Raw genomic sequence first — 21,949 nt, 5'->3', positions numbered from 1 at the left:
AAATCCATAAAAAACATCAGCTCTAGAAATTTGACACTTATTTTCCATTCAAATAGCATGGATTTGAGAATGGCTTACGACCGAATCATCTGACCACAATCAAAAACGGGAGATTCACCATGAAAAAATGGATTTCAATACTTTTCTCGACTCTCCTATGGCCTCTATCCATCTCAGCCTCTCCCCCGACTTACATCCAAGGTGAATCAATTTTTATAGAAACCGGTGTCACGCAACCCGACCGCACACCCACCTGGTACGCACCGATGGTTGCCAAACCCTATGCTCCAGTGTTCGAGATGCTGGCCACGCGAGGAACACGTGGCAGATACAATGCCTATACTTATGCCGTCACCATCAAAGACATGATCAAATGGCACGGTCACGACTGCGAAGGCACCTCTCATGCCGCTGCCGCTGCCAAGGTTGCATTCGGAATATTGTTTCCCGACGGTATCATTGATCGCAGTGTTCTTTGGGGAATCAGCGGTACCTCGCCTTGCTGGTCGGATGCAGTGGCGTTCTTGACCGGCGCTCGGCTTCAATACGGTAATTTGGGCTATTTCAAAAACAAGGATTACGGCCACGCCATCCTCCTCTACCGGGAAGATACCAATATGGCGGTTCTGGCAACCTGGAAGCAAGGCATCAATAACATTCCGGGCGAACCCGTCGTTTTGCCTGGGAAAATAAACTGGAAACCTAAAATAGACATGCAAAAGGTGATCGATTTGAAAAAAGAGGTCAAAAAAGCGGGAGGCAAACCCGACCCTTATCAGGTCGACCAGTTACGGTATTACCAATGGGCTCACGTCAACGACGTATTGAGCCACCCTTTGGAAGACAGCTACCAAGCCAAAATCATCAAAAACTTTAAATGGGAAGACTGGATAGATCCCAAGAAAGTGATTGTTTCACCACATAAAAGAGGCGACATTCCCCTTAAGAACTACCCATACCGTGATCGTCCAATCCAACAACCACCGGCTTCTGAATAGCCAAACGGATTCAACATAAAAACCCGACAGGCCTGCCGGGTTTCTAATTTCTCGGCTTGATCGAACGCCCGGCCTTTTCCAGCAAAGGCTCTTCCGGCCAACGATGTTTCGGGTAGCGACCGCGCATCTCCTTGGCGACCTCGAAGTAGGAACTTTTCCAAAAATTCTCCAAATCCGAAGTCACTTGAATCGGCCTTCTTGCCGGAGACAACAGTTCGAATGTTAAAGGCACCGCCCCCCAAGCCAATCTCGGCGAGGCCAACTCTCCGAAGAGTTCCTGCAACTGAACGGACACCGTCGGATTCTGGCCGACAGCGTAACGAACCGCCACCTTCTTGCCGGATGGTGCAACATAACGTTCCGGCGCTTCCTGCTCCAACACCTGCTGCATCTCATAAGGTAACTGCGCTTGCAGAATCGAAAGCAGATCGATTTTCTTCAAAGCCTTGACGCTGTCCACACCCGCCAGATAAGGCCCCAGCCATTCCTCAAGGTTTTCGAGCAACCAGGCATCCGAGAAATCCGGCAACCCTTTCTCACACGCTCCGTCCTGTGATGCCAGCCAACGAACACGGTTCAACCAGGCCTGGTTGGTTTCATTCCACGGCAAAAGCGATAGCTTTTTGGCTTTAACCGTTTCCAACAAACATTGCTGAAGAGCCGCTTCGTCTTTTTCCTGTAACCGCTCTTCCGCCAGGACCAACGCCTGATAACGACGCTGCACAGAACCGATGACCTCATTGCGCGCCTCGTCATACTGGTACACCGTTCCCTCGTCGATGTGCCCGGCGAACAGCGTTTCAATCTCATTCTTATCAAGTGGTGCCGCCAGAAACACCCGCCCTTCACGTGCCTGACCGTCGATATTCGCAACTGCCAGACAAGATTCCCGGCTCAACGGATCGGACTCTTCCAGAGTAGCGCCTCGACCGTTGGAAAGCAGATAACGATGCCCGCCCTTTCGCTGCAACGCCACGCGATCCGGAAACGCTTGCGCCACCAATTTTCCAACTTCGTTTTGCAGGAACGCCGAATCGTATTCTTCGGTCTTGCCACTCAAGCCCAACTGCCTCTGCCAGTTACGACTGTTCAACAAGGCCTGTTCCATGGCGGAAACCAGAATCGGGTATTCACGTTTGGCCCGGTTACGGTCGTCACGGTACGCCTGCATGGCCAAAACCCGGATGGTCAGGTCGGCACCGGAATCCCGGTCTTGCAGCACGTCCCGTTCCGACAGCAAGGCGGCGACATCGCACGCCAAACGTGTTATCTGTTCGGATTGCGTCTTCTTGGCAGCCAACAACAGTTTCGCCAACCTTGGTGAACAGGCAAACGCCATCGCCTGTTCACCCAGATCAGTGATCTGGCCTTTGTCATTCAGCAGATCCAACTGCGCCAGCAGTTGCTGTGCCTGCTGGAAATGCGTCGCAGGCGGTTCTGTCAGCCAACGCAATGACTTAACATCGTGCACGCCCCATTGCGCCAGCTCCAGACACAAATCGGACAGGTCTGTGACCAATATCTCTTCGGCTTCAAAAGGTGCCAGTTGAACTTGCTGAGATTCGCTCCACAAACGGTAACAGACACCGGCATAAAGACGCCCGGCACGTCCTTTTCGCTGTTCGGCCGAAGCTGCTGAAATACGCTGTGTCTGTAAACGGCTCATGCCGCTGTTCACGTCATAGAACAATTTGCGCGCGAATCCAGAATCGACCACGCAGTCGATGCCCTCTATGGTTAAACTGGTTTCGGCTATATTGGTGGTGAGGACGATCTTGCGTCGTCCTTTCGGATCCGGTTGAATCGCCTGATCCTGCTGTTCCGGCTTCAAACCGCCGTACAGCGGTAAAACCGTAAATTCGTTTTCATTGAGCGATTCCTGCAAGGCCTGCTGGGTTTGTTTGATTTCGCCCTGGCCTGCCAGGAATACCAACATGTCCTTTTCAGACTGTTGAAGCGCCTGCAAAACCGAACTCTTCAGCAAAGGCAGAACATCCCATTTGAATTTCGAATTGCTTGGCAAGGTTTGCGGCAGGTAATGCGTCGCCACCGGATAGGCTCGTCCTTCAGAACGAATGACCGGCGCACCGTCCAGAAATTCGCTGACCGCTTCGGTGTCAATGGTGGCCGACATCACCAGCATTTTCAGCTCTTCGTTCAAAGCAGACTGGCTGTCCAGACACAAAGTCAACGCCAAATCGGCGTGGATCGAACGTTCGTGAAACTCGTCAAAAATCACCAAAGCGACATCACCGAGTTCCGGGTCAGATTGAATTCGGCGAGTCAGAATCCCCTCGGTGACGATCTCCAAACGGGTCTTTTCGGAAAGCACCCTTTCGTTACGCACCTGATAACCGATCCTCTCACCAACCTTCTCACCCAACTGTTTGGCTAAGTAACGGGCGATCGAACGCACCGCCAGACGACGCGGTTCCAGCATAACGATTTTCTTGCCCGCATTTTGTTCGGATTTGAACCAGTCGGACAGCAAAATCGCCAGTGGAACTGCGGTCGATTTCCCGGCACCAGGATCAGCCTGCAACACCACATTGGAAGACGAAGCTACAGTGGAAACGATTTCGGACAGTAACGGTGAAATGGGTAGATTATTCATAAGAGACAAAGTCTTAGATCACATTCTTAAACTGCTATAACGCTTTCAACTGCTTTTCAAGGCGCTGAATCGAAACCGGTTTCAGGGTTTTCAACGGCTGCGCGAACATCGAAATCCGCAGCTCTTCAATCAGCCAACGGACTTCAATCAGCCCCGGATGATTATGATAGGCTTCGTTATGCGCAAACTCCGCATAACGATCCAATAACGGTTGAATCTGACGGATCGCCACCTGATCTTTACTCGGATCCTGATCGATCTTTTCAAGCCGCTTCTCCAAAGCCGTCAGATAACGCGGCAATTGCGACAGCCACTGCGACGGCGTATCCGCCACAAAATCGGGAGTGATCAAACCGGACAACTGGGTTTTGATATCACTGATCGACGCCAGCCAGCGTGGATTGACCTTGCCATTCACCTGTTTGGCGATCTTTTGATGGGCGGTTAGAATCTCGTTCACAAGTTTGGAAAGCTTCTGCGCCTCGGCCACCCACTCCGATTTCAATAATGCCGAAGCCTCCTCAAAGCCCTGTTGGGTTCGGATCTTCTGCGGCTCCGGCAACAGTTGGTTCAACGCCCGGTCGATGATCTGATCTTTCAAATGCTCACAGGTGCCGTAAGGGGCGTAAATCAAACACGCCTTTTGCAATGGCAACTGCTTCTTCAGGTATTTGACCTTGTCGTTCAAAATCTGCTTGAGCAAGTAGACCACCGCCCGGCTGTGACTTTCGTCCGCCTGTTCCGGATCGGACATCAACGTCAGGAACAGTTCGCTCCCTTTCTGCAATTCCAGACACGGATAGGCCACTAACTGGTTGCCGTTGGCTTTCAGTGACTGCTGATCCGGCAAGTCGCCAAAATCCCAATCGGTCACCCGACGCTTCTCGAAACCGCTTGTCTGCTCACGACTCTGCTGTTGGATTTTCTCGTCCACCAGATGCTGGTATTTAGCTTTCAGACTATCGAGCTCGTCGCTCTCGGCAATCTTGTGGCCCTTCTCGTCCAGCAGGATGAAATACGGTTTCAGATAAGACGGCAAATCCACTTCGCCGAAATCTACTTCACTGACTTTCTGGTTGGCGCGACGATTCAGCCCCAAGACCAACTGCGATTCAAACCGCCCCTTTTCACGGCTGTTATTCTGCTCCATCCATTCGATTACCGCATCGGCAACCGGCGGCACCGGCACAAACTGCTTTCTAAGTTGTTTAGGTAACGCTTTGATATAGAAAGCGATCTTCTCTTTCAAAAATCCAGGCGTCAGCCATTCAAACTGTTTCGACTCCAAAAGATTCAAGCCGTGCAACGGCACCTTGAACACCACACCGTCCTGAGCCTTGCCGGGTTCGAACTTGTAATCGATCTTAAGCGGTAACTGGTTTTTAAGCTGGATTTTGTCCGGGAACGCCTTGCTTAAATCCTCGTCAACCGACTGCTTCAACAACTGTTCTTCGGTCAAATAAAGCGATTTCTCGGTTTCCGGATCGACTTTCTTCAACCAGCTCTCAAACGCCGGCTGATTATAGATGTGCGACGGAATCCGCTCGTCGTAGAAACGGTACAACACTTCGTCGTCCACGAGATAGTCCGGACGGCGCAGTTTGCTCTCCAGCTTCTCGATATCGCCGATCAGCTTCTGGTTATGACGGAAGAATTTGGCGCGGGTGTTCATCTCGCCCTGAACCAGAGCGTGACGAATGAAAATCTTGTGCGATTCCTTAGGATTGATCGGCCCGTAGTTACATCGGCGGTTATTGACGATTGGCAGACCGTACAAAGTCACCGATTCGTAAGCGCCAACCTGACCGGCTTTCTTCTGCCAATGAGGATCGTTGTAGTTGTGTTTGATTAAATGTTTAGCAAGCGGTTCAACCCAACGGATATCAATCGTCGCGTTATTCCGCGCATACAGCTTACTGGTTTCGACCAATTCGCCGGACAGCATCCATTTTGGTTTTTGCTTGAACAGACTCGAACTCGGATGGATATACAATTTTGTATTGCGTGCGCCCAGATAGGATTTATCGTCTTCACGCATCGACACATTTCCGAGCAGGCCTGCTAATAATGACTGATGGACGGCAATACTGTGCATATCGCTCAAACGCTCTTTGGTTTCCTTGCCCTGTTTAACTTCTTCAAACAGATGTAACGGCGACACCTTGATACCGGTGCGCTTCAGACTTTGCTCCAACTGAACGTAAAGTTCGTGCCACTCTTTCATGCGCATATAAGACAGGAAATTGGTTTTGCACAACTTGCGCAGCTTGTTTTGCGTCAAGTGACGGCGCTGGTGCTCGTAGAAGTGCCATAGATTAAGGAAAAACAGGAAATCCGAACGTTCGTCTTCAAACGGCTTGTGTGCGGTACGAGCCGCCTGCATGTTGGCTTCGTTGATATCTCGCGGGTCTTGAATACTCAAAGCGGCGGCGATCACCAGAACTTCCGCCAGAACGCCGTTCTTGTCCGCCTGTATCACCATCTTGGCGATACTCGGATCGACCGGAAGCTTGGCGATCTGGCGACCTTCTTCGGTCAAACGACGTTTGTCGTCCAAGGCTCCAAGTTCGTGCAATTGACGGAAACCGTCGTTTACCGATTTGTCGCTCGGCGCTTCGATGAACGGAAAGTGTTTTACCTCGCCGAGTTTCAACTGCGCCATTGTCAGGATGATCGACGCCAACGAAGTTCGGTGAATTTCCGGATCGGTGAATTCCGGACGCGCCTTGAAATCGTCTTCCGAATACAAACGGATACAAATCCCTTCGCTAACACGTCCACAACGCCCTTTTCGCTGGTTGGCCGAGGCTTGGGAGATTTTCTCCACGGGGAGGCGCTGAACCTTATTGCGCACGCTGTATCGGCTCATGCGAACCAATCCCGGATCGATCACATACTTGATACCCGGAACAGTCAATGAGGTTTCAGCCACGTTGGTACTGAGAATGATGCGGCGCTTCTGTGAAAGCTGGAATACTTTGTTCTGCTCGGCCATCGACAGACGCGCATACAGAGGCACCACTTCGGTATTCTTTAGATTACGCTTGCGAATCGCCTCGGCCGTCTCCTTGATATCGCGTTCCCCCACCTGAAATACCAGCACGTCACCAAACGGATCTTCATGCGACAGCTCTTCCAGAGCATCCAGAATAGCGGTCGGCATATCCTGCTCGATCTCGTTGCCCGCATCGTCTTCATAACTGACCAACGGGTTGTAACGAACTTCCACCGGATAGGTACGGCCGGACACCTCCACAACAGGAGGTTTGACGCCGTTCATTGCAAAATGTTCCGCAAAACGCTGAGTATCGATGGTAGCCGAAGTGATGATGACTTTCAGATCGGGACGTTTCGGTAGCAACTGCTTGAGAATTCCCAATAGGAAATCGATGTTTATACTGCGTTCGTGTGCCTCGTCGATGATGATGGTGTCGTATTGGCTCAAGAAACGGTCATTCTGTATTTCCGCCAGCAGAATCCCATCGGTCATCACCTTGATCAGACTCTGTTGGTGTACCTGATCTTGAAATCGAACCTGATAACCAACCAACTCGCCGATGTTCGAACCCAACTCTTCGGCGATACGTTCGGCCACACTTCTGGCGGCAATACGACGCGGCTGGGTACAACCGATGCGCCCGAATACGCCTTGCCCCGCTTCCAGACAGATTTTCGGAATCTGGGTGGTCTTACCGGAACCGGTCTCCCCAGCAATCACCACCACCTGATGGTTTTTGACCAATTCGACCAGTTCGTCTTTTTTAGATGCGACCGGCAAGGCCGTGTCGAAATGAATCGGTTCCGGCACCGCCATACGGTTGCTCTTTACCGCTTCAATTGACGACTGCAAACGGTCACACCATTTCACCCAGGCCTGCTGGCTTTTCGACGCTTTTTCGGATTGCGACTTTCCACTTACGTCAGCCGTAATTTCCTCAGTAATTTCAGTGACTTCTTCAAGATTGATCACCTTCAAATCGCGCATCAAACGATGCCGATCCTTAATCAAACATTGGTCGATAAATGAGGTTAACTGATTCTTATTTCTGGGAAAGTTCATATTGACGGGGCAACTCAAATCTGCATAATGTCTATAAATTAGAAAACACTTATATTGATATAAATTTTATTTATATGACGTATAAGATAAGCCTATTATAACAAACTACGCGAAAGGTCTTTGCATATGAAAATCCGCCAGCTATTCGATTACGACACCTGGACATACACTTACTTGTTGTGGGATGAAGCCACCAAGGAAGCCGCGGTCATCGATTCGGTACTGGAGCAAGTGGATCGCGACATGCAACATATCGAAGAATTAGGTCTGAAAGTCAAATACCTGTTGGAAACGCACATCCACGCCGACCACATCACCGGTGCCGGACCGATCCGTAAACGCACGAACGGTAAAATCGTTGTTCACACGAACTCCGGTTCGGAATGTGCCGACATTCTGGCTGAAGAAGGTGATGTATTCAAATTGGGTGAACAGGAAATCCGTGTCATGCACACTCCTGGACACACCAACAACGACATCACTTACCTAATCGACGGAGCAGCTTTTACGGGTGACACTCTGTTCGTACGCGACTGCGGCCGTACCGACTTCCAACTTGGAAGCAACGAACAAATGTATCACTCCCTAACAGAGAAGCTGTTCAAACTGCCTGAAGACACAATGGTCTTCCCTGCGCACGACTACAAAGGGTTGACGCAGTCTACCATCGGTGAAGAAAAGCAGTTCAACACCCGTGTGGGATCAGGCAAAACGTATGAAGATTTCAGTACCATCATGGACAACCTGAACCTGCCGAACCCGAAACGTCTGGATATCTCGGTACCGGGTAACTTGAAGTGCGGTGATCTGGACGATTGATTCCAGCTGACTACAAAATTTATCCAATAAAAAAGCCTCATAAGAGGCTTTTTTTGTATCCGAGGTTAGCTGTGCACGCAGTGAGCGATTCTCGCTTTAGTCGATTGACTCGTCTTCTCGCTTATAGCATAGGACAACACCTTTAAAAGGTGCTACCCCCTCTTCCGTTTCCAAATCGGGCTTGTGCTGGCTATGGTCAAACTCCATTTTGACCATCTCCTTACTGAATTTAGCATGATTGCCACGACCGGGATCAACCAGAATCACTTCCGCATTCGGATTAGCATGCCGTTCAATGAATTGCGACAGTAACTCGATATGATTGCGTTCATAAAGTAAATCCGAACCGATAATCAAATCAAAACGCCCAATTCCCGAGTGCTCGTCTTTCCAATCGGTTCTTAAAAAGGGAATCGCGTCCCCCTGATTAAGACGAACATTTTCCGCCAAAAACTTTCCCGCTTCCGGATGGTAATCGGTGGCCGTGATATCCGCATTCCTCGCATTCAACAACAAACTGGACAGCCCTAAACCGCAACCAATCTCCAAAATGCGTTTTCCTTCGATATTGAAATCCTGCATTTTTTCGGCAAGAACCCGGCTAGACTGCCAAAGCACACCAAACAACGACCATTGCGCTGATGAAATACCTAAACGTTCGGCTTCGCCAAAGGGATCATGAAATTGCTGTTTGTCTTTTAAACTGCGAAGATGGATATCAAATTCATCGAATTCGATTGTCTGGTAGCGAATACGCGGTAATGCCATAAATTAAACCTTGGATTGCGTTAAAAAATAAAACGCAACAAGTTCAAGCATTTAAATCGCTACGCGTAGAATGGTGATTATACTCTTTATCCACACCAATGTCAGGTTTAAACACGCCTTTCGCGACCCAGACAAATGACCAGAGACACAAAAAAGTCACTATATTTCAGTTAATTACAGACCTGTCTACTGGGTATTTCTTAATAGATTACAACGAATCAATAACCGTCAATCACGATCAATTTCAGGGTATTCTTTGAGGAATCGCAGCCAATCCTTGACCACTTTGTATTTTGGAGGTTCTTCCCCTTTTACGACGCGAACAAATCTTTCCTGTTCCGGATAGAAAGGTTTGAGGATTCCCTTAGAAACTGCCATCCAATATTTCCCCATGGTATGGATGACATACTGACTTTGCGGGCTATAGTCGTCTGTTAATTTCACATCATAGCCACCTTGGCGAAATACCGCCAAATGAGATTCCGGAAAGAAGTTCTTCACCTGATTCATACGAGTAAAGAGAGAATCGATCATCTCTTCATTTTTCAAAATCCCCATATGACTACTTTCAAAACCAAGCTGTCCTGTCGCCTGCTGCTGTGCCTCAAGACGCAATTGGCTAGAAAGCGGCACAACACCATCGCTGTTTTTGCTGATTTTCAGTGCCGCTGGATTGTCATAAGCATAGAACAGTTGATGCTCGACTGTTTTCGGTAAAGGCTTCCTAAAGAGTTCTTTAATGAACCGACTGTCCGGGTTTAAGTCTCGCCATGAAGGCAATACAATCAACCCATGCTTTTCGCCTAAAGCCGCTGACGGGTGTCCGCCGAAGGGTGAGGCAATCGTAACCACCAGACCTATCTTGTTCTCCTTCTGGCCGCTCTCATATTTATTCAGAGCCTCTCTTACGACCAGCCCTCCCATACTGTGTGCGACAATAATCATCGGCATCTTATTCAGTTTAATGACTTTTCCGGATAGGAATATCCTATGGAAGAATTCTGCCAATTGGTTCAGATCACCACCGGAAGGATAGTAGAAAAACCAGGGTTTATAGCGTTCACGATCGAGCCGGTTAACAATCGTTTCAAAGTCTCTAACGGAACCGTTAATACCATGCACAAATACCACCGGAATCTTATAGGCAAGATCCTCTTCCAGGGCGTAAAACATGGTTGGTGCCTTTTCCAGAAAAGACGCTGGATCGTACATACCTAGCGTCGCCATGTTTTCAGAAAACAGAGGATCATCAAGACTGCATATGCTTCCGGTTGGAAAGTATAAAGATTGTTTAGGCTCGGCAAGGTTAGGCTTTGAAAACGCCATGGCCCAGTCAACGCGCTGGGGTGAAGATAACGGAACTTCAATTCGATCCAGTACCTTTTCAGGAGACGACACTTGATTCAAGGAAATCGTCTTCTGACCGACCACTTCCGTCGGATCAAAAACCTTATTGTTGTCACTGTCGGCAAAAACCAGCAGCTGATAATCCCCTTCAGGCAAATTCAACCCAAAATGGGTTCCAGCTCCAGCAAAGTACATCGTATCGACACGTTCGTTTGCTTTGTATTTGCTCGAATAGGCGGCTACGGCAAGGGGAATGTTGGTATATCTGGCTTTTCTATCGATAGTTTGACCAATAACAAAATAGGTCTGCCTATCAATCATATGCTTCAAGTTGACCTGCCCCGGATCCGCCTGTTGAATCTGAGCGTATTCAGCCTGAATCGAAGCATTCTTCATGTAGGAACAGGAACTGAGGGCAAAAAGCGTGAAAAGTACAAACAGGGATACCAAGATTTTTTTCACACTGAACTCCCTTCTCCCCAAATAACCACTCTAAAAACAAAAAACAACCTTATGAATACTACTTAAATATCCCTCTTTTTTCTAGAGCACAATCTGATATACAAGGTAATAACAATATACAAATGAACATTGTTATTTTAATAGGGTAGTTTTTATGAAATGTAGAGTATTTAAGACAATAAAAAAGCCTCACTAGGAGGCTTTTTTATTGTTCAGGTATCGGATAAACAATCAATCTACCGTAAGCACTTCCACTTTGTAATCCAACGTCTTACCGGCTAGAGGATGGTTACCGTCCAGATAGACTTTATCTTCACTCACTTCGGTGATCTTGAAGGTCAAAGTATTTCCGTCAGGATCTTCGGTCTCAACGGTTGAACCGACTTCGATCTCAACGTCGTCGTCGAAGTTTTCAGGACCGGCGAATACCAACAAATCATCGTTAACCGGACCGTAAGCTTTTTCTGGTTCCAAAGTCACTTTCGCTTCAAAACCGGCTTCTTCGCCCTGCATCAATTCTTCCAAACCTGGGATGATTTCACCTTCGCCCTGAATGTAGATAACCGGTTCACCGCCGAAAGTGGTGTCGATTACTTCACCGGACTCATCACGCAGTTCGTAATGAAAGCTAACGCGGCTGCCTTTTTTAATTTTCATATCTGTCCTTTCTATCAAATTTTGCTTTAGAATAAGTTGCAAATATTTTACAGCAAAGAGAAGTGGAATGCGTCAGATTATATTGGATACGGAAACCACCGGGGTTGAACCGCAAAACGGCGACCGCATCATCGAAATCGGTGCGGTGGAAATGATCAAACGCCGTTTGACCCACAACAATTACCACCAATACATTCAGCCGGAACGTGAAGTCCCGCAAGAGGTCATCGAGGTTCACGGGATCACCAACGAATTCCTGGTAGGCAAACCGGTATTCGCGCAAGTCGTCGACGAATTCATGGAGTACGTCTCAGGTGCGGAACTGATCATTCACAACGCGCCGTTCGATGTCGGCTTCATCAATAACGAACTCTCTCTGCTTCCCGACAATAAATGGGGGCGTCTGGAAGACCACTGTACCATCACCGATACTTTGAAAATGGCGCGTAAGATGTATCCCGGGCAGCGTAATTCCTTGGATGCTTTGTGTAAGCGTTTGATGGTGGACAACTCCAACCGTACGCTTCACGGCGCCCTGCTCGACTCCGAGATTTTGGCCGACGTATACCTGAACATGACCGGTGGGCAAACCAACCTGATGCTGGGTGCCGAAGAGAACGAAGGCGGCGAACGCGATGCTTCGGCACATAAAATCAGCCGAGACCGTCTACCGCTTAAAGTGCTTTACGCATCGGACGACGAACTGGGACGACATCAAGCGAAATTGGAAGAAATCACCAAGAAAAGCGGTGTTGAATTGAACTGGTAACCGATTAATTCTCGAATCCAAAAACTGAACAGGCCTGGTGGGAATCATTCCCACCAGGCCTGTTTAGTTTCAATTCGTTTAAATTGTTTTGAAATCTACTACTTATTGGACAGCAACTCGTCGATCGCTTCGTTCGCCAATTCATCCACTCGTTCGTTTTCCGGATGACCTGAATGCCCCTTAACCCAGAACCACTCAACCTTATGGCCGTCTAAAGCCTTGTCGAGTCGCTGCCATAACTCCTGGTTCTTAACCGGTTTGTTGGCGGCCGTTTTCCAACCCTTCTTCTTCCAGTTCGCCATCCATTGAGTGATGCCGTTCTTAACGTATTGTGAATCGGTCGTCATTTTCACATGACAAGGACGCGTCAAAGCTTCAAACGCCTGAATCGCCGCCATCAGTTCCATCTGATTGTTAGTCGTATTGTCCTGAGAGCCTTTCAGCTCTTTAACGTGTTCGTTGTAACGCAACAAAGCACCCCAGCCACCCGGCCCCGGATTGCCTCGGCAACCGCCGTCGGTGAAGATTTCTATCGTTTGCAATTTACATCCTCTTTCACTTTTATCTTATGGTGTTTGGCGCCCATGCGACCGGATATGACCTGCGCCGGTTTGGCGAATTTCAGCCAGCGCGCCCGTTGCCAGCTCAACCCGACCATACGCGGCGCATCGACGCGTTTGCGGGCAACAATACAATAGACATTACCGAACTGCAATCCGATTCGGTTCAAATACCCTTCAAATCGCTCCAGAATGCGCCAACCAAGCACGGAATCGGACTTGGTGGTTCCCGCATAACAAGAGATGGTGCTGTATTCGACCTTTTCGATGTCGTACCCCAAAACTTCAAGCCATTCAATCAGTCGGCCGCTGCGAACCAGATTCGCTTCCCGCAGCATCTTGTTCTCTTTGGAAAGCCGGCTCTTAACAATGGCGCAGGCGTAAGGGTTGAATCCGGTCAAGACCAGATGCCCTTCAGGCACCAACATTGCATCCACCTGACGCAGCAGGTAATGCGGGTCCTGAACCGTTTCCAGGGTGTGTGGAAGCATGACTACATCGGCGGATTCTTTAGCAATCGGCAGATAATCCAAATCCGCTTTCACCCAATGAACGCAAGTTTTGTCGTTTTGACTGCTCGACTCGTCGACACACCCTTTTTTTACCAGGTCGTAATCCAGTTGGTCGTCCAGAATCAGCTTATTCGACACCCGGCTGTACTTCACCCAGTCGTGCTCGGCAGTGCAGCCAAGCTGTACAAAGAAATAACCGAACAGATTCGTCACCGCGCGTTGAATCAAATGATGCTCCTGCTTGTAAAGCTGGTGACCGCTTGAGGTTCTGTACCACTGCTTCAAAAACCGCTGAAAACCTTGATTCACCGTATTTCTCCGGGGTTCATTTACCTGATAATTAAAGGATAATTTTGTTAGAATAGCTTCAATTATATCAACTCAATACGCAAAGAAAGACAAGGTTATATGAAGATCATTGGAATACCTGCCCTTGTCGGCAGTTACGACAATTACATCTGGGTACTGCATCAAGGGCGCAACGCCTGGGTTGTCGACCCCGGACAATCCGCTCAAGTTCTCGACTATCTCAGACAGCACGATCTTTCTTTGCAGGGTATTCTCATCACCCACTTCCACCACGACCACGTGAACGGCATTGCCGACCTTAAAGCGGATTTCCCGGATTGCGTGGTCTACGGTCCTGAAAAAACCGACAATGCGTTCATCCAAAACCGAGTCAAACAAGGCGATACGGTTCGATTGAATTCTGAATTGGAGTTCAAGGTATTGGATACGCCAGGCCATACCGATGACCACATCGCCTACTACAATGCAGACATGCTGTTTTGCGGCGACACATTATTCACAGCCGGTTGCGGTCGCAAATTTACAGGCACTTTCGTGCAGTTCGCGGAATCGATCCTGAAACTGCGCGAACTGGACGACAGAACCGGGTTCTACTGCGCACACGAATACACAGTGAGCAACCTGAAATTCGCCTATCTTGTGGAACCGGAAAATGCAGATTTGAAACAACGCATTCTCAACACTCATATCCGTTATCCGGAACTTCATGACGGTGCGCAATCGACAATGGGTGAAGAGAAAGCGACCAACCCGTTCATGCGTTTCGACACGCCGGTTATCAAAGCCAAATTGTTGGCTCGCGGTGCAGAAGATAATGCCGAAAGCCTATTCAAAACGTTGCGCCTTTGGAAAGATGAACTGGATCAGTCCGGCGAATTGGACAACATCGACCTGATGTCAATGGTCAACCCATGAACCGGCCGAACCGAGCGGATTAACAGAATAACAAAGACAGAGCTAACCAGAAAACCATGAAGTCCTTAAGACAGCACGCCAGAACCGCAATCCACTCAGTAGAAGCCCAACGGTTTATGAAACCGTTCATTGCGGGTTGTTGCTGTTTGGGGCTTCTAAGCGGGTGCGCCCTGACTCAAACGACGTCGCAGACCGATGACGCCATTCAGCTGACTCCGGCCTCACACTCGGACACCGTGACAAACACACAGGTTGCCCTTCAAACGGAAAAACCGCATGTCGACGTCCACGTCACCAAAGACTTGAATCTGCTGGACACTCCGAAACCGGCCATCACCCACTACGACAACCTATGGGACGAAATCAGCTCAAAATTGACGTTGGGCGATAACCATCTGGACGCTTTCGACAACTACCTCAACTTCTACTTGAGAAACAACAAACACCTGACTCGTGTATCAAAACGCGCCAAACCTTATCTGCATTACATCGTCTCGGAAGTCAAAAAGCGCAATATGCCTTACGAGATCGCTTTGTTGCCGGTGATTGAAAGCGGCTTCGTTCCGGAAGCGAAATCACACCAGAGCGCCGTCGGGTTGTGGCAGTTCATTCCACAGACCGCCCATCTTTACGGACTTAAGAAAAACTGGTGGTACGACGGCCGACAGGACATTGTGCAAAGCACACAAGCGGCGCTGAACTACCTGCAAAAACTCTACAAGCTCAACGATAACGACTGGTTACTGGCATTGGCTTCCTACAACGGCGGCATAGGGAATGTCTGGAAAGCGGTCAAACGCTACCAGAAAAAACACCCGGAAGACAATTCACCGGACTTCTGGAAAATCCGTCACTATCTGCCAAAAGAGACACAACACTATGTACCGCAACTATTGGCGGTGTCTTACATTGTCAAAAACCGAGACGAATACAACATCGCTCTCGAAGAGATCGAGAACAAGCCTTATTTCAATATCGTCGAACTCGATAAGCAGGTAGCATTGGACACGGTCGCTGACCTGTCCGACACCCCCAACAAACTGCTTGCACAATTGAATCCCGGCTATTTAAGACCGGCTACACCGCCTAACGGGCCATTCAACATTGTTTTGCCGCTCGAAAACCACATGCAGTTTGAGCACAAACTCAGTCAAGACGACTCGATCTTCGACATCCAATGGACCGAACACAAAATCAAAAACGGCGACACCTTAAGCGAGATTGCTCAGAAGTACAAAACTTCGACCAAAGCCATCAAAAAGCTCAACAACATGAAGAACAATTCGATTCGTGTCGGCAAGACTCTGATGATTCCAATTCCGCAGCACTACGCCAAGGTGTTCGCACAACAGGAAAGAACAAAATCCACCTACAAAGGACCTAAGTCCTACCATACCGTCAAGGCCGGAGAATCGCTGTGGACCATTGCACGCTATTACAACATCAGCACCCAAACCCTGTGCAGATGGAACCGTCTTGACGTTCGAACTCCTCTGAGTAAAGGTCAGCAGCTGGAAATCCGTTCCGACCAATACGGCTACAAGACCGAATACACTTTGAAAAACGGTGACAGCCTATGGACGGTGGCCAAAAAGTTCAACGTTTCGACCAGTGAATTAAGCAGCTGGAACAGAATCAAGCGTAGCCAAGTGCTTCAACCGGGTATGAAGCTAGTAATCTGGTTGCCGGATTCGGTTCAAACCAGTCGTAGTCCTGGCGCAAAATTCCGCAAGTATGTGGTCAAATCCGGTGACAGCCTTTGGGAAATCGCCAGAGCGAATAACCTTTCGACAAAAACCATTGCGCGTTACAATCAAATCACGGAAAAAGCCTTTTTGAAACCGGGTCAAATTCTGAAAATACCTTATGATCATGAAACCTGATACAACACTGGCACAGCCGCCCTATCATTTCAGGGTGCGGTTGCCTGCTGTCTTAGGGTTTTTCGTTTTTCTGCTTCAGCTGCCAGCCCTATTGCTGGGATTTTCACAACCTGCTTTAGCATCCGACAACCTCAGTACGGAACAGCAAGCCTTTTTGGATGCCTATCAGGCCATCAAAATCAATGACCGAAAAGCCATCGCCAAATACAAGGCACAACTCAGACATTACCCGCTGTACCCGTATGTGCTATACCATGATTACCGCCTGCACTTCGACCACACGCCAAAGTCACTAGTCCTCAAGTTCATCAAGGACAACAGTGACAACTACCTGGGCGACCGACTCTATACCAAATGGCTGTCTTACCTTGCAGAGAACCGCCAATGGAGCCAATATCTTAAACACTACAAACCGCAACAGGATCGCGACCTCCAATGTTATTTCGCACAAGCTCAGGCCAACCGCGAACAACTTGAACCCGCTTTAAACTCTGCCCAGAAACTCTGGCAGACCGGTCGCGAACTCAGCAAGGCCTGCGCTCCGCTTGACGGCCTTCTAAGAAAACATAAGCGACTTACCGGCCCGATGATCTGGAACCGTATTCACTTGGCGATGCAAAAACGCCGCACACAACTCGCGTCAAAACTCTCCAAAGACCTATCACGCAAAGAACGCAATATGGTCAAACACTGGCTTGAAGTATTCAAGAACCCAGAGTTAATCCAGAAGCCGCTTCCTAAAGAGATCAGTGCGGTCGTCAAAAAACAGATATTCATGCAAGCGGTAAAACGCCTGGCAAACAGCGAGCCGAATCAGGCTCTTAAAAGCTTAGAACGTTTTCATAATCAGTATGGTTTATCGGAGAAACAGTATCAGAGTTTGCAGCAGAGCATCGCCCTGCGAAGCGCCTACCGTTATGATCCAAAAGCAAGCGAATACCTACAGGAGGTCAACGGTAAAGGGGCTGCAACGGAAACCAGTTTACGCTGGCAGGCTCAGATCGCTTTGAAAAACTCCAACTGGCGTCTCCTGCTGGATACCATCGAACTAATGGACCACGAACAGCAATCGGAAAAACAGTGGCAGTATTGGAAAGCACGTGCTTTAGCGGCCTCAGGCCAAGAAAAACAAGCCAATGCCATTTACCGGAGACTTTCGAAACAACGTAACTTCTATGCATTCCTGTCCGCCGACGTATTGAAAACTGCCTATCAATTCAATCCCGATCCCGTCAAACCGATCGACAGCAAGGCATTAATTAAAAAGTACCCGCAACTGCAACGTATGCAGGAACTACTGGCCATTGACTGGACGGTCAGTGCCAAACGGGAATGGTACAGTTTACTGGATCGCCTCGAACCAACGGAACTGCACGCGGTCGCCATTCTGACCGACCAGTGGAACCAACACGCCATGGCCATCACGACCGCTGCCAAAGCACAAAAGTGGAATGATCTTGCCATCCGTTTCCCAACTCCACATAAAGCGCCAATCATGCAAAGCTCTGAAAAACACAATGTGGATCCGGCATGGGTCTACGGCGTAATTCGCCGTGAAAGCGCCTTTTCCGAAGACATCCGCTCGTCTGCAGGTGCCATCGGGCTGATGCAGTTAATGCCCAAAACCGCCAAATACATCGGCCGTAAGATCGGGATCAAGCGAACCAATTATTCCGAGCTGATCAAACCGGAGTCCAATATAGAACTGGGTAGCGCGTATTTAAGCTACCTTTATAAAAAATACGACGACAATAAGGTTCTGGCGACCGCCGCATACAACGCCGGGCCGCAGCGTGTCGACTCATGGCTCCCTAAAGAACATCCCTTGCCAGCGGATCAATGGATCGATTCCATTCCGTTTTCAGAAACCCGAGCCTACGTAAAAGCGGTGCTTGAATACACCACTATCTTTAAATCCCTGCTCAACAAGAAATACGACCGTCTAGAAAATGTCATGCCTTTGATCAGCCCGATGAAAACGGATGAAGCCGACAATGAAAATAATGAAAGTCGTAAAACTAGAAAGTCCCGCTGAAGCAAATCCAAACATCTCGTTGGATTTAGGATAAAAGCTAAAAACCTCGACCCTTTCACAGAACTAGATTCTTCTCTAATAGAACGTCTTTAACAACACGCTCCAATCTAAAATCCATTGAAACAAAACTGGTAGAAACAGTGTCGGAGAGATGGGTATAAATTTTGGACAAAAAAAACCCCGGTGGACAACCGGGGTTTAAACATTATCTCATATAGAAATAATCAGAGGAGGATACTCATGAAGAAACATGAATGGACGCATTATATTAGCGTTTTCTAATTTCGTCAACCCCTTATATTTATTTTTTTAAAATAATTTACGTTTTTTCAAACAGTTACAAAACATAAGGATATTAGCGTATTCTGAAATAGGTGCGGCTACGCAATAAACCTACCCCCTACGCCAAGTTGTCCCCTCTGCCGAATCCAATAGTTCGATGCCTTGTTCAAGCAACTGATCGCGAATCTCATCAGAACGTGCAAAGTTCTTTTCGGCACGTGCCTGTTTACGTTCTTCAATCAAAGCTTCAATCTCTTCGTCGCCCAACTCCGAGTCAGACGGTTGTGATTTGAAATAGCTTTCTGCATCTTCCATCAACAGACCAATCTGATTGGCCAACTTCACCAATAAACCGGACAGGCCTGCATCTTTCTGTTTATTGACCTCTTTCGCCAAATCAAACAGAATCGCCATCGCCTTAGGCGTATTGAAGTCGTCGTTCATCACATCCATAAAATCCGTCTCAAACTTCGAACCACTCACCGGCTCGCCCGGAGCAACCGCCTCGATGGCCGAATACAAACGCCCGACACTGGCTTTGGCCGCTTCCAGGTTTTCCTGAGAGTAATTGACCGGACTGCGGTAATGGCTCGCCAACAAGAAGTAACGAATGACTTCCGGATGATACATTTTCAATACTTCGCGAATGGTGAAGAAGTTGTTCAACGACTTAGACATCTTCTCGTCGTCGATGCGTACGAAACCACAGTGCATCCAAGTGTTCACATAGTGTTCGCCAGTCGCACATTCCGACTGCGCGATCTCGTTCTCATGGTGCGGGAAAGACAAATCCATACCGCCGCCGTGAATGTCGAAATGGTTACCCAAACACTTGGTCGACATCGCCGAACACTCGATGTGCCATCCCGGACGCCCGCCACCCCAGTTGGAATCCCAGGCCGGTTCATTTTCTTTAGACGCTTTCCACAACACAAAGTCCATAGGATCCTGTTTGATTTCATTGACCTCAACACGAGAACCGGCTTCCAACTCATCCAGATTCTTGCCGGAAAGACGACCGTATTCCTTGAACGATTTCACTTTGAAATAGACATCACCGTTTTCAGCCGGATAAGCGAATCCTTTGTCGATTAACGTCTGGATCATGTGTTTGATCTCATCCATGTATTCGGTCGCTTTCGGCTCCATATCCGGACGCAAAACGTTCATGGACGCTTCGTCGGCATGCATTTCCGCAATCATGCGTTTCGTCAGCTCCTGAATCGATTCGCCGTTTTCCAGAGCACGCTTGATGATCTTATCGTCGATGTCGGTGATGTTACGCACGTAATTGACATCGTAACCCAAGCTTCTCAGATGGCGCACCACCGTATCGAACACCACCATCACTCGGGCGTGACCGATGTGACACAAGTCATACACCGTGACACCGCACACATACATACCTACCTTGCCTGGGTGAATCGGAGTGAACGTCTCTTTTTGACGGGTTTCGGTGTTATAAATCTGCAATGCCATAATGCTCTCTATGCCTGTTCTTCAAGTTGGTCAAAGTGTATTCAAGACGGATTCGACAGGCCTGTCGACCGATCCGTAATCCAATCCTTGCCACAGCCACTAAGGAACAAAACGGCGAATTTCGCCAAAATTTTGCCGCGCAGTGGTTGCACCAAGGACACTAATGTTAGAATGTCGCCTATTGTACCTTAAATGACATTTTATTCGGAGTGAATCAGACATGACCAGACGACTATTTTTAGCGCTTCAGATCGCCCTTTTGGGGTTGTTTTTAAGTCCGGCCGCACACGCGGAATCGGAAACAGCTAAAAAGACAGAAAACCCTCAAGTTCTGCTTGAAACCAATATGGGTAATATCCTGATCGAACTGTATCCTGACAAAGCGCCAAAAACCGTCGAGAACTTCCTGGCTTATGTTCACGAAGGTTTCTATGACGGCACGATCTTCCACCGCGTCATTCCTAACTTCATGATCCAAGGTGGCGGTTTTACAGAAAGCATGAACAAGAAAATCACCCGTGCGCCAATCAAAAACGAAGCGGATAACGGACTACGCAACCAGATCGGTACCGTTGCCATGGCTCGTACCAACGATCCTCATTCCGCTACGGCGCAGTTCTTCATCAATGTCGCACAAAACAGTTTCCTGGACTTCCGTGAAAAAACCGCCCGTGCTTACGGTTATGCCGTATTCGGCCGTGTAATCAAAGGCATGAAAGTGGTCAACCAAATCCGCCAGGTCAAGACCGGATTCAAGAACGGCCACGGCGATGTGCCGGTTACAGCAGTCGTGATCGAAAAAGCGCGCCAGGTCAAATAACAACCAAATATCAAAAATAAAAACACATTAATAGGAGCTAGAATGCCTAAAGTCATTATTCAAACCACCATGGGTGACATCACTGTTGAGCTGGATGCGGAAAACGCACCGATCGGTACCGAAAACTTCATTCACTATGTAATGGAAGGTTTCTTTAACGGCACCCTTTTCCACCGCATCATCCCTGGCTTCATGGTTCAGGGTGGCGGAATGCTTCCGGGCATGGAAGACAAGCCTTCCGGCGATCCGATTGAAAACGAAGCCGACAACGGTTTGAAAAACGACCGTGGAACCATCGCCTACGCACGTACTATGGACCCGCACTCTGCAACGACTCAGTTCTTCATCAACCTGAAGGACAACTCGTTCCTAAACCACACAGGTAAAGACATGCAAGGTTGGGGTTATGCGGTATTCGGTAAAGTCGTAGACGGCATGGATGTCGTCGATGCCATGGCGAAAGTGGAAACCACCAGCCGTCGCGGTCATCAGGACGTTCCGGTGGAAGATGTATTGATCACCAAAACGACATTGATCGAAGACTAAACCTTCGTCAAACCGCTACTGCGGTGAAACGTTTGAAAACCGACAGAGTCCCAACAGGCCTGTCGGTTTTTTTATACCCTGTTTTTATGTCTTGTTTACAGCATAAAATACATT

Annotated in this window: 16 protein-coding genes; 8 read left to right on the top strand and 8 right to left on the bottom strand. The window is 48.5% G+C overall.

Translation table 11 applies throughout. The features are described 5' to 3' along the window. Positions 1-119 precede the first annotated feature (119 nt). Complete coding sequence (locus tag QCB45_RS00535) at positions 120-998, top strand: FmdE family protein (RefSeq protein ID WP_279418584.1); 879 nt, start codon at positions 120-122, stop codon at positions 996-998. Between the two features lie 43 nt (positions 999-1,041). Here QCB45_RS00535 and hrpB read toward each other — a convergent pair whose 3' ends face one another. Together hrpB and hrpA are read right to left on the bottom strand one after the other, a co-directional pair. Next, a complete protein-coding gene (hrpB, locus tag QCB45_RS00530; RefSeq protein WP_279418582.1) occupies positions 1,042-3,612 on the bottom strand; it encodes an ATP-dependent helicase HrpB in 2,571 nt (856 codons plus the stop codon). A 34-nt stretch (positions 3,613-3,646) separates the two neighbouring features. Next, on the bottom strand, positions 3,647-7,597 hold the full coding sequence (gene hrpA, locus QCB45_RS00525) for an ATP-dependent RNA helicase HrpA (RefSeq protein ID WP_279418581.1): 3,951 nt from the start codon (positions 7,595-7,597) through the stop codon (positions 3,647-3,649). Positions 7,598-7,798: 201 nt separating this feature from the next. Between hrpA and QCB45_RS00520 the strand changes: the two genes are divergently transcribed. After that, positions 7,799-8,491, top strand: coding sequence for an MBL fold metallo-hydrolase (locus tag QCB45_RS00520; protein WP_279418579.1), 693 nt, complete (start codon positions 7,799-7,801; stop codon positions 8,489-8,491). Between the two features lie 96 nt (positions 8,492-8,587). Here QCB45_RS00520 and QCB45_RS00515 read toward each other — a convergent pair whose 3' ends face one another. From QCB45_RS00515 to QCB45_RS00505, 3 genes are all read right to left on the bottom strand, one after another. After that, positions 8,588-9,259, bottom strand: a complete 672-nt coding sequence (locus QCB45_RS00515) for a methyltransferase domain-containing protein (protein WP_279418577.1) — start codon at positions 9,257-9,259, stop codon at positions 8,588-8,590. A 228-nt stretch (positions 9,260-9,487) separates the two neighbouring features. Continuing rightward, on the bottom strand, positions 9,488-11,068 hold the full coding sequence (locus QCB45_RS00510; protein ID WP_279418576.1) for a hypothetical protein: 1,581 nt from the start codon (positions 11,066-11,068) through the stop codon (positions 9,488-9,490). Between the two features lie 231 nt (positions 11,069-11,299). Beyond that, on the bottom strand, positions 11,300-11,725 hold the full coding sequence (locus tag QCB45_RS00505; RefSeq protein ID WP_279418574.1) for a peptidylprolyl isomerase: 426 nt from the start codon (positions 11,723-11,725) through the stop codon (positions 11,300-11,302). A gap of 67 nt (positions 11,726-11,792) precedes the next feature. Here QCB45_RS00505 and dnaQ point away from each other — a divergent pair, with 67 nt between their 5' ends. Continuing rightward, the gene (dnaQ, locus tag QCB45_RS00500; RefSeq protein ID WP_279418573.1) at positions 11,793-12,494 is read left to right on the top strand and encodes a DNA polymerase III subunit epsilon; all 702 of its coding nucleotides are present in this window, start codon (positions 11,793-11,795) and stop codon (positions 12,492-12,494) included. Positions 12,495-12,592: 98 nt separating this feature from the next. On the opposite strand, the gene rnhA is transcribed toward dnaQ, so the two are convergent. Continuing rightward, a complete protein-coding gene (rnhA, locus tag QCB45_RS00495) occupies positions 12,593-13,036 on the bottom strand; it encodes a ribonuclease HI (RefSeq protein WP_279418571.1) in 444 nt (147 codons plus the stop codon). Then, positions 13,024-13,875 (bottom strand): methyltransferase domain-containing protein, encoded by an 852-nt coding sequence (locus QCB45_RS00490; protein WP_279418569.1) that lies wholly within the window; start codon positions 13,873-13,875, stop codon positions 13,024-13,026. The genes rnhA and QCB45_RS00490 overlap by 13 nt, the downstream gene beginning before the upstream one ends. Before the next feature lie 99 nt (positions 13,876-13,974). On the opposite strand from QCB45_RS00490, the gene gloB reads away from it, so the two are divergent. The 3 genes from gloB to QCB45_RS00475 are packed head-to-tail and all read left to right on the top strand — an operon-like array spanning position 13,975 to position 18,708. Then, positions 13,975-14,790, top strand: coding sequence for a hydroxyacylglutathione hydrolase (gene gloB / locus QCB45_RS00485; RefSeq protein WP_279418568.1), 816 nt, complete (start codon positions 13,975-13,977; stop codon positions 14,788-14,790). Positions 14,791-14,846: 56 nt separating this feature from the next. Continuing rightward, positions 14,847-16,673 (top strand): LysM peptidoglycan-binding domain-containing protein, encoded by a 1,827-nt coding sequence (locus tag QCB45_RS00480; RefSeq protein WP_279418566.1) that lies wholly within the window; start codon positions 14,847-14,849, stop codon positions 16,671-16,673. Further along, complete coding sequence (locus QCB45_RS00475; protein WP_279418565.1) at positions 16,657-18,708, top strand: transglycosylase SLT domain-containing protein; 2,052 nt, start codon at positions 16,657-16,659, stop codon at positions 18,706-18,708. Before QCB45_RS00480 ends, QCB45_RS00475 begins: the two co-directional genes overlap by 17 nt. 393 nt (positions 18,709-19,101) lie before the next feature. On the opposite strand, the gene cysS is transcribed toward QCB45_RS00475, so the two are convergent. Next, the gene (gene cysS, locus QCB45_RS00470) at positions 19,102-20,469 is read right to left on the bottom strand and encodes a cysteine--tRNA ligase (RefSeq protein ID WP_279418563.1); all 1,368 of its coding nucleotides are present in this window, start codon (positions 20,467-20,469) and stop codon (positions 19,102-19,104) included. A gap of 220 nt (positions 20,470-20,689) precedes the next feature. Here cysS and QCB45_RS00465 point away from each other — a divergent pair, with 220 nt between their 5' ends. Then, a complete protein-coding gene (locus tag QCB45_RS00465; protein WP_279418561.1) occupies positions 20,690-21,289 on the top strand; it encodes a peptidylprolyl isomerase in 600 nt (199 codons plus the stop codon). A gap of 42 nt (positions 21,290-21,331) precedes the next feature. Beyond that, positions 21,332-21,835, top strand: a complete 504-nt coding sequence (locus QCB45_RS00460; protein WP_279418560.1) for a peptidylprolyl isomerase — start codon at positions 21,332-21,334, stop codon at positions 21,833-21,835. Positions 21,836-21,949: the final 114 nt, after the last annotated feature.

Origin of the sequence: Thiomicrorhabdus sp. ZW0627 (assembly GCF_029767005.1) — a bacterium.
Lineage (GTDB): Bacteria > Pseudomonadota > Gammaproteobacteria > Thiomicrospirales > Thiomicrospiraceae > Thiomicrorhabdus.
This window is presented reverse-complemented; position numbering and strand designations above follow the sequence as displayed.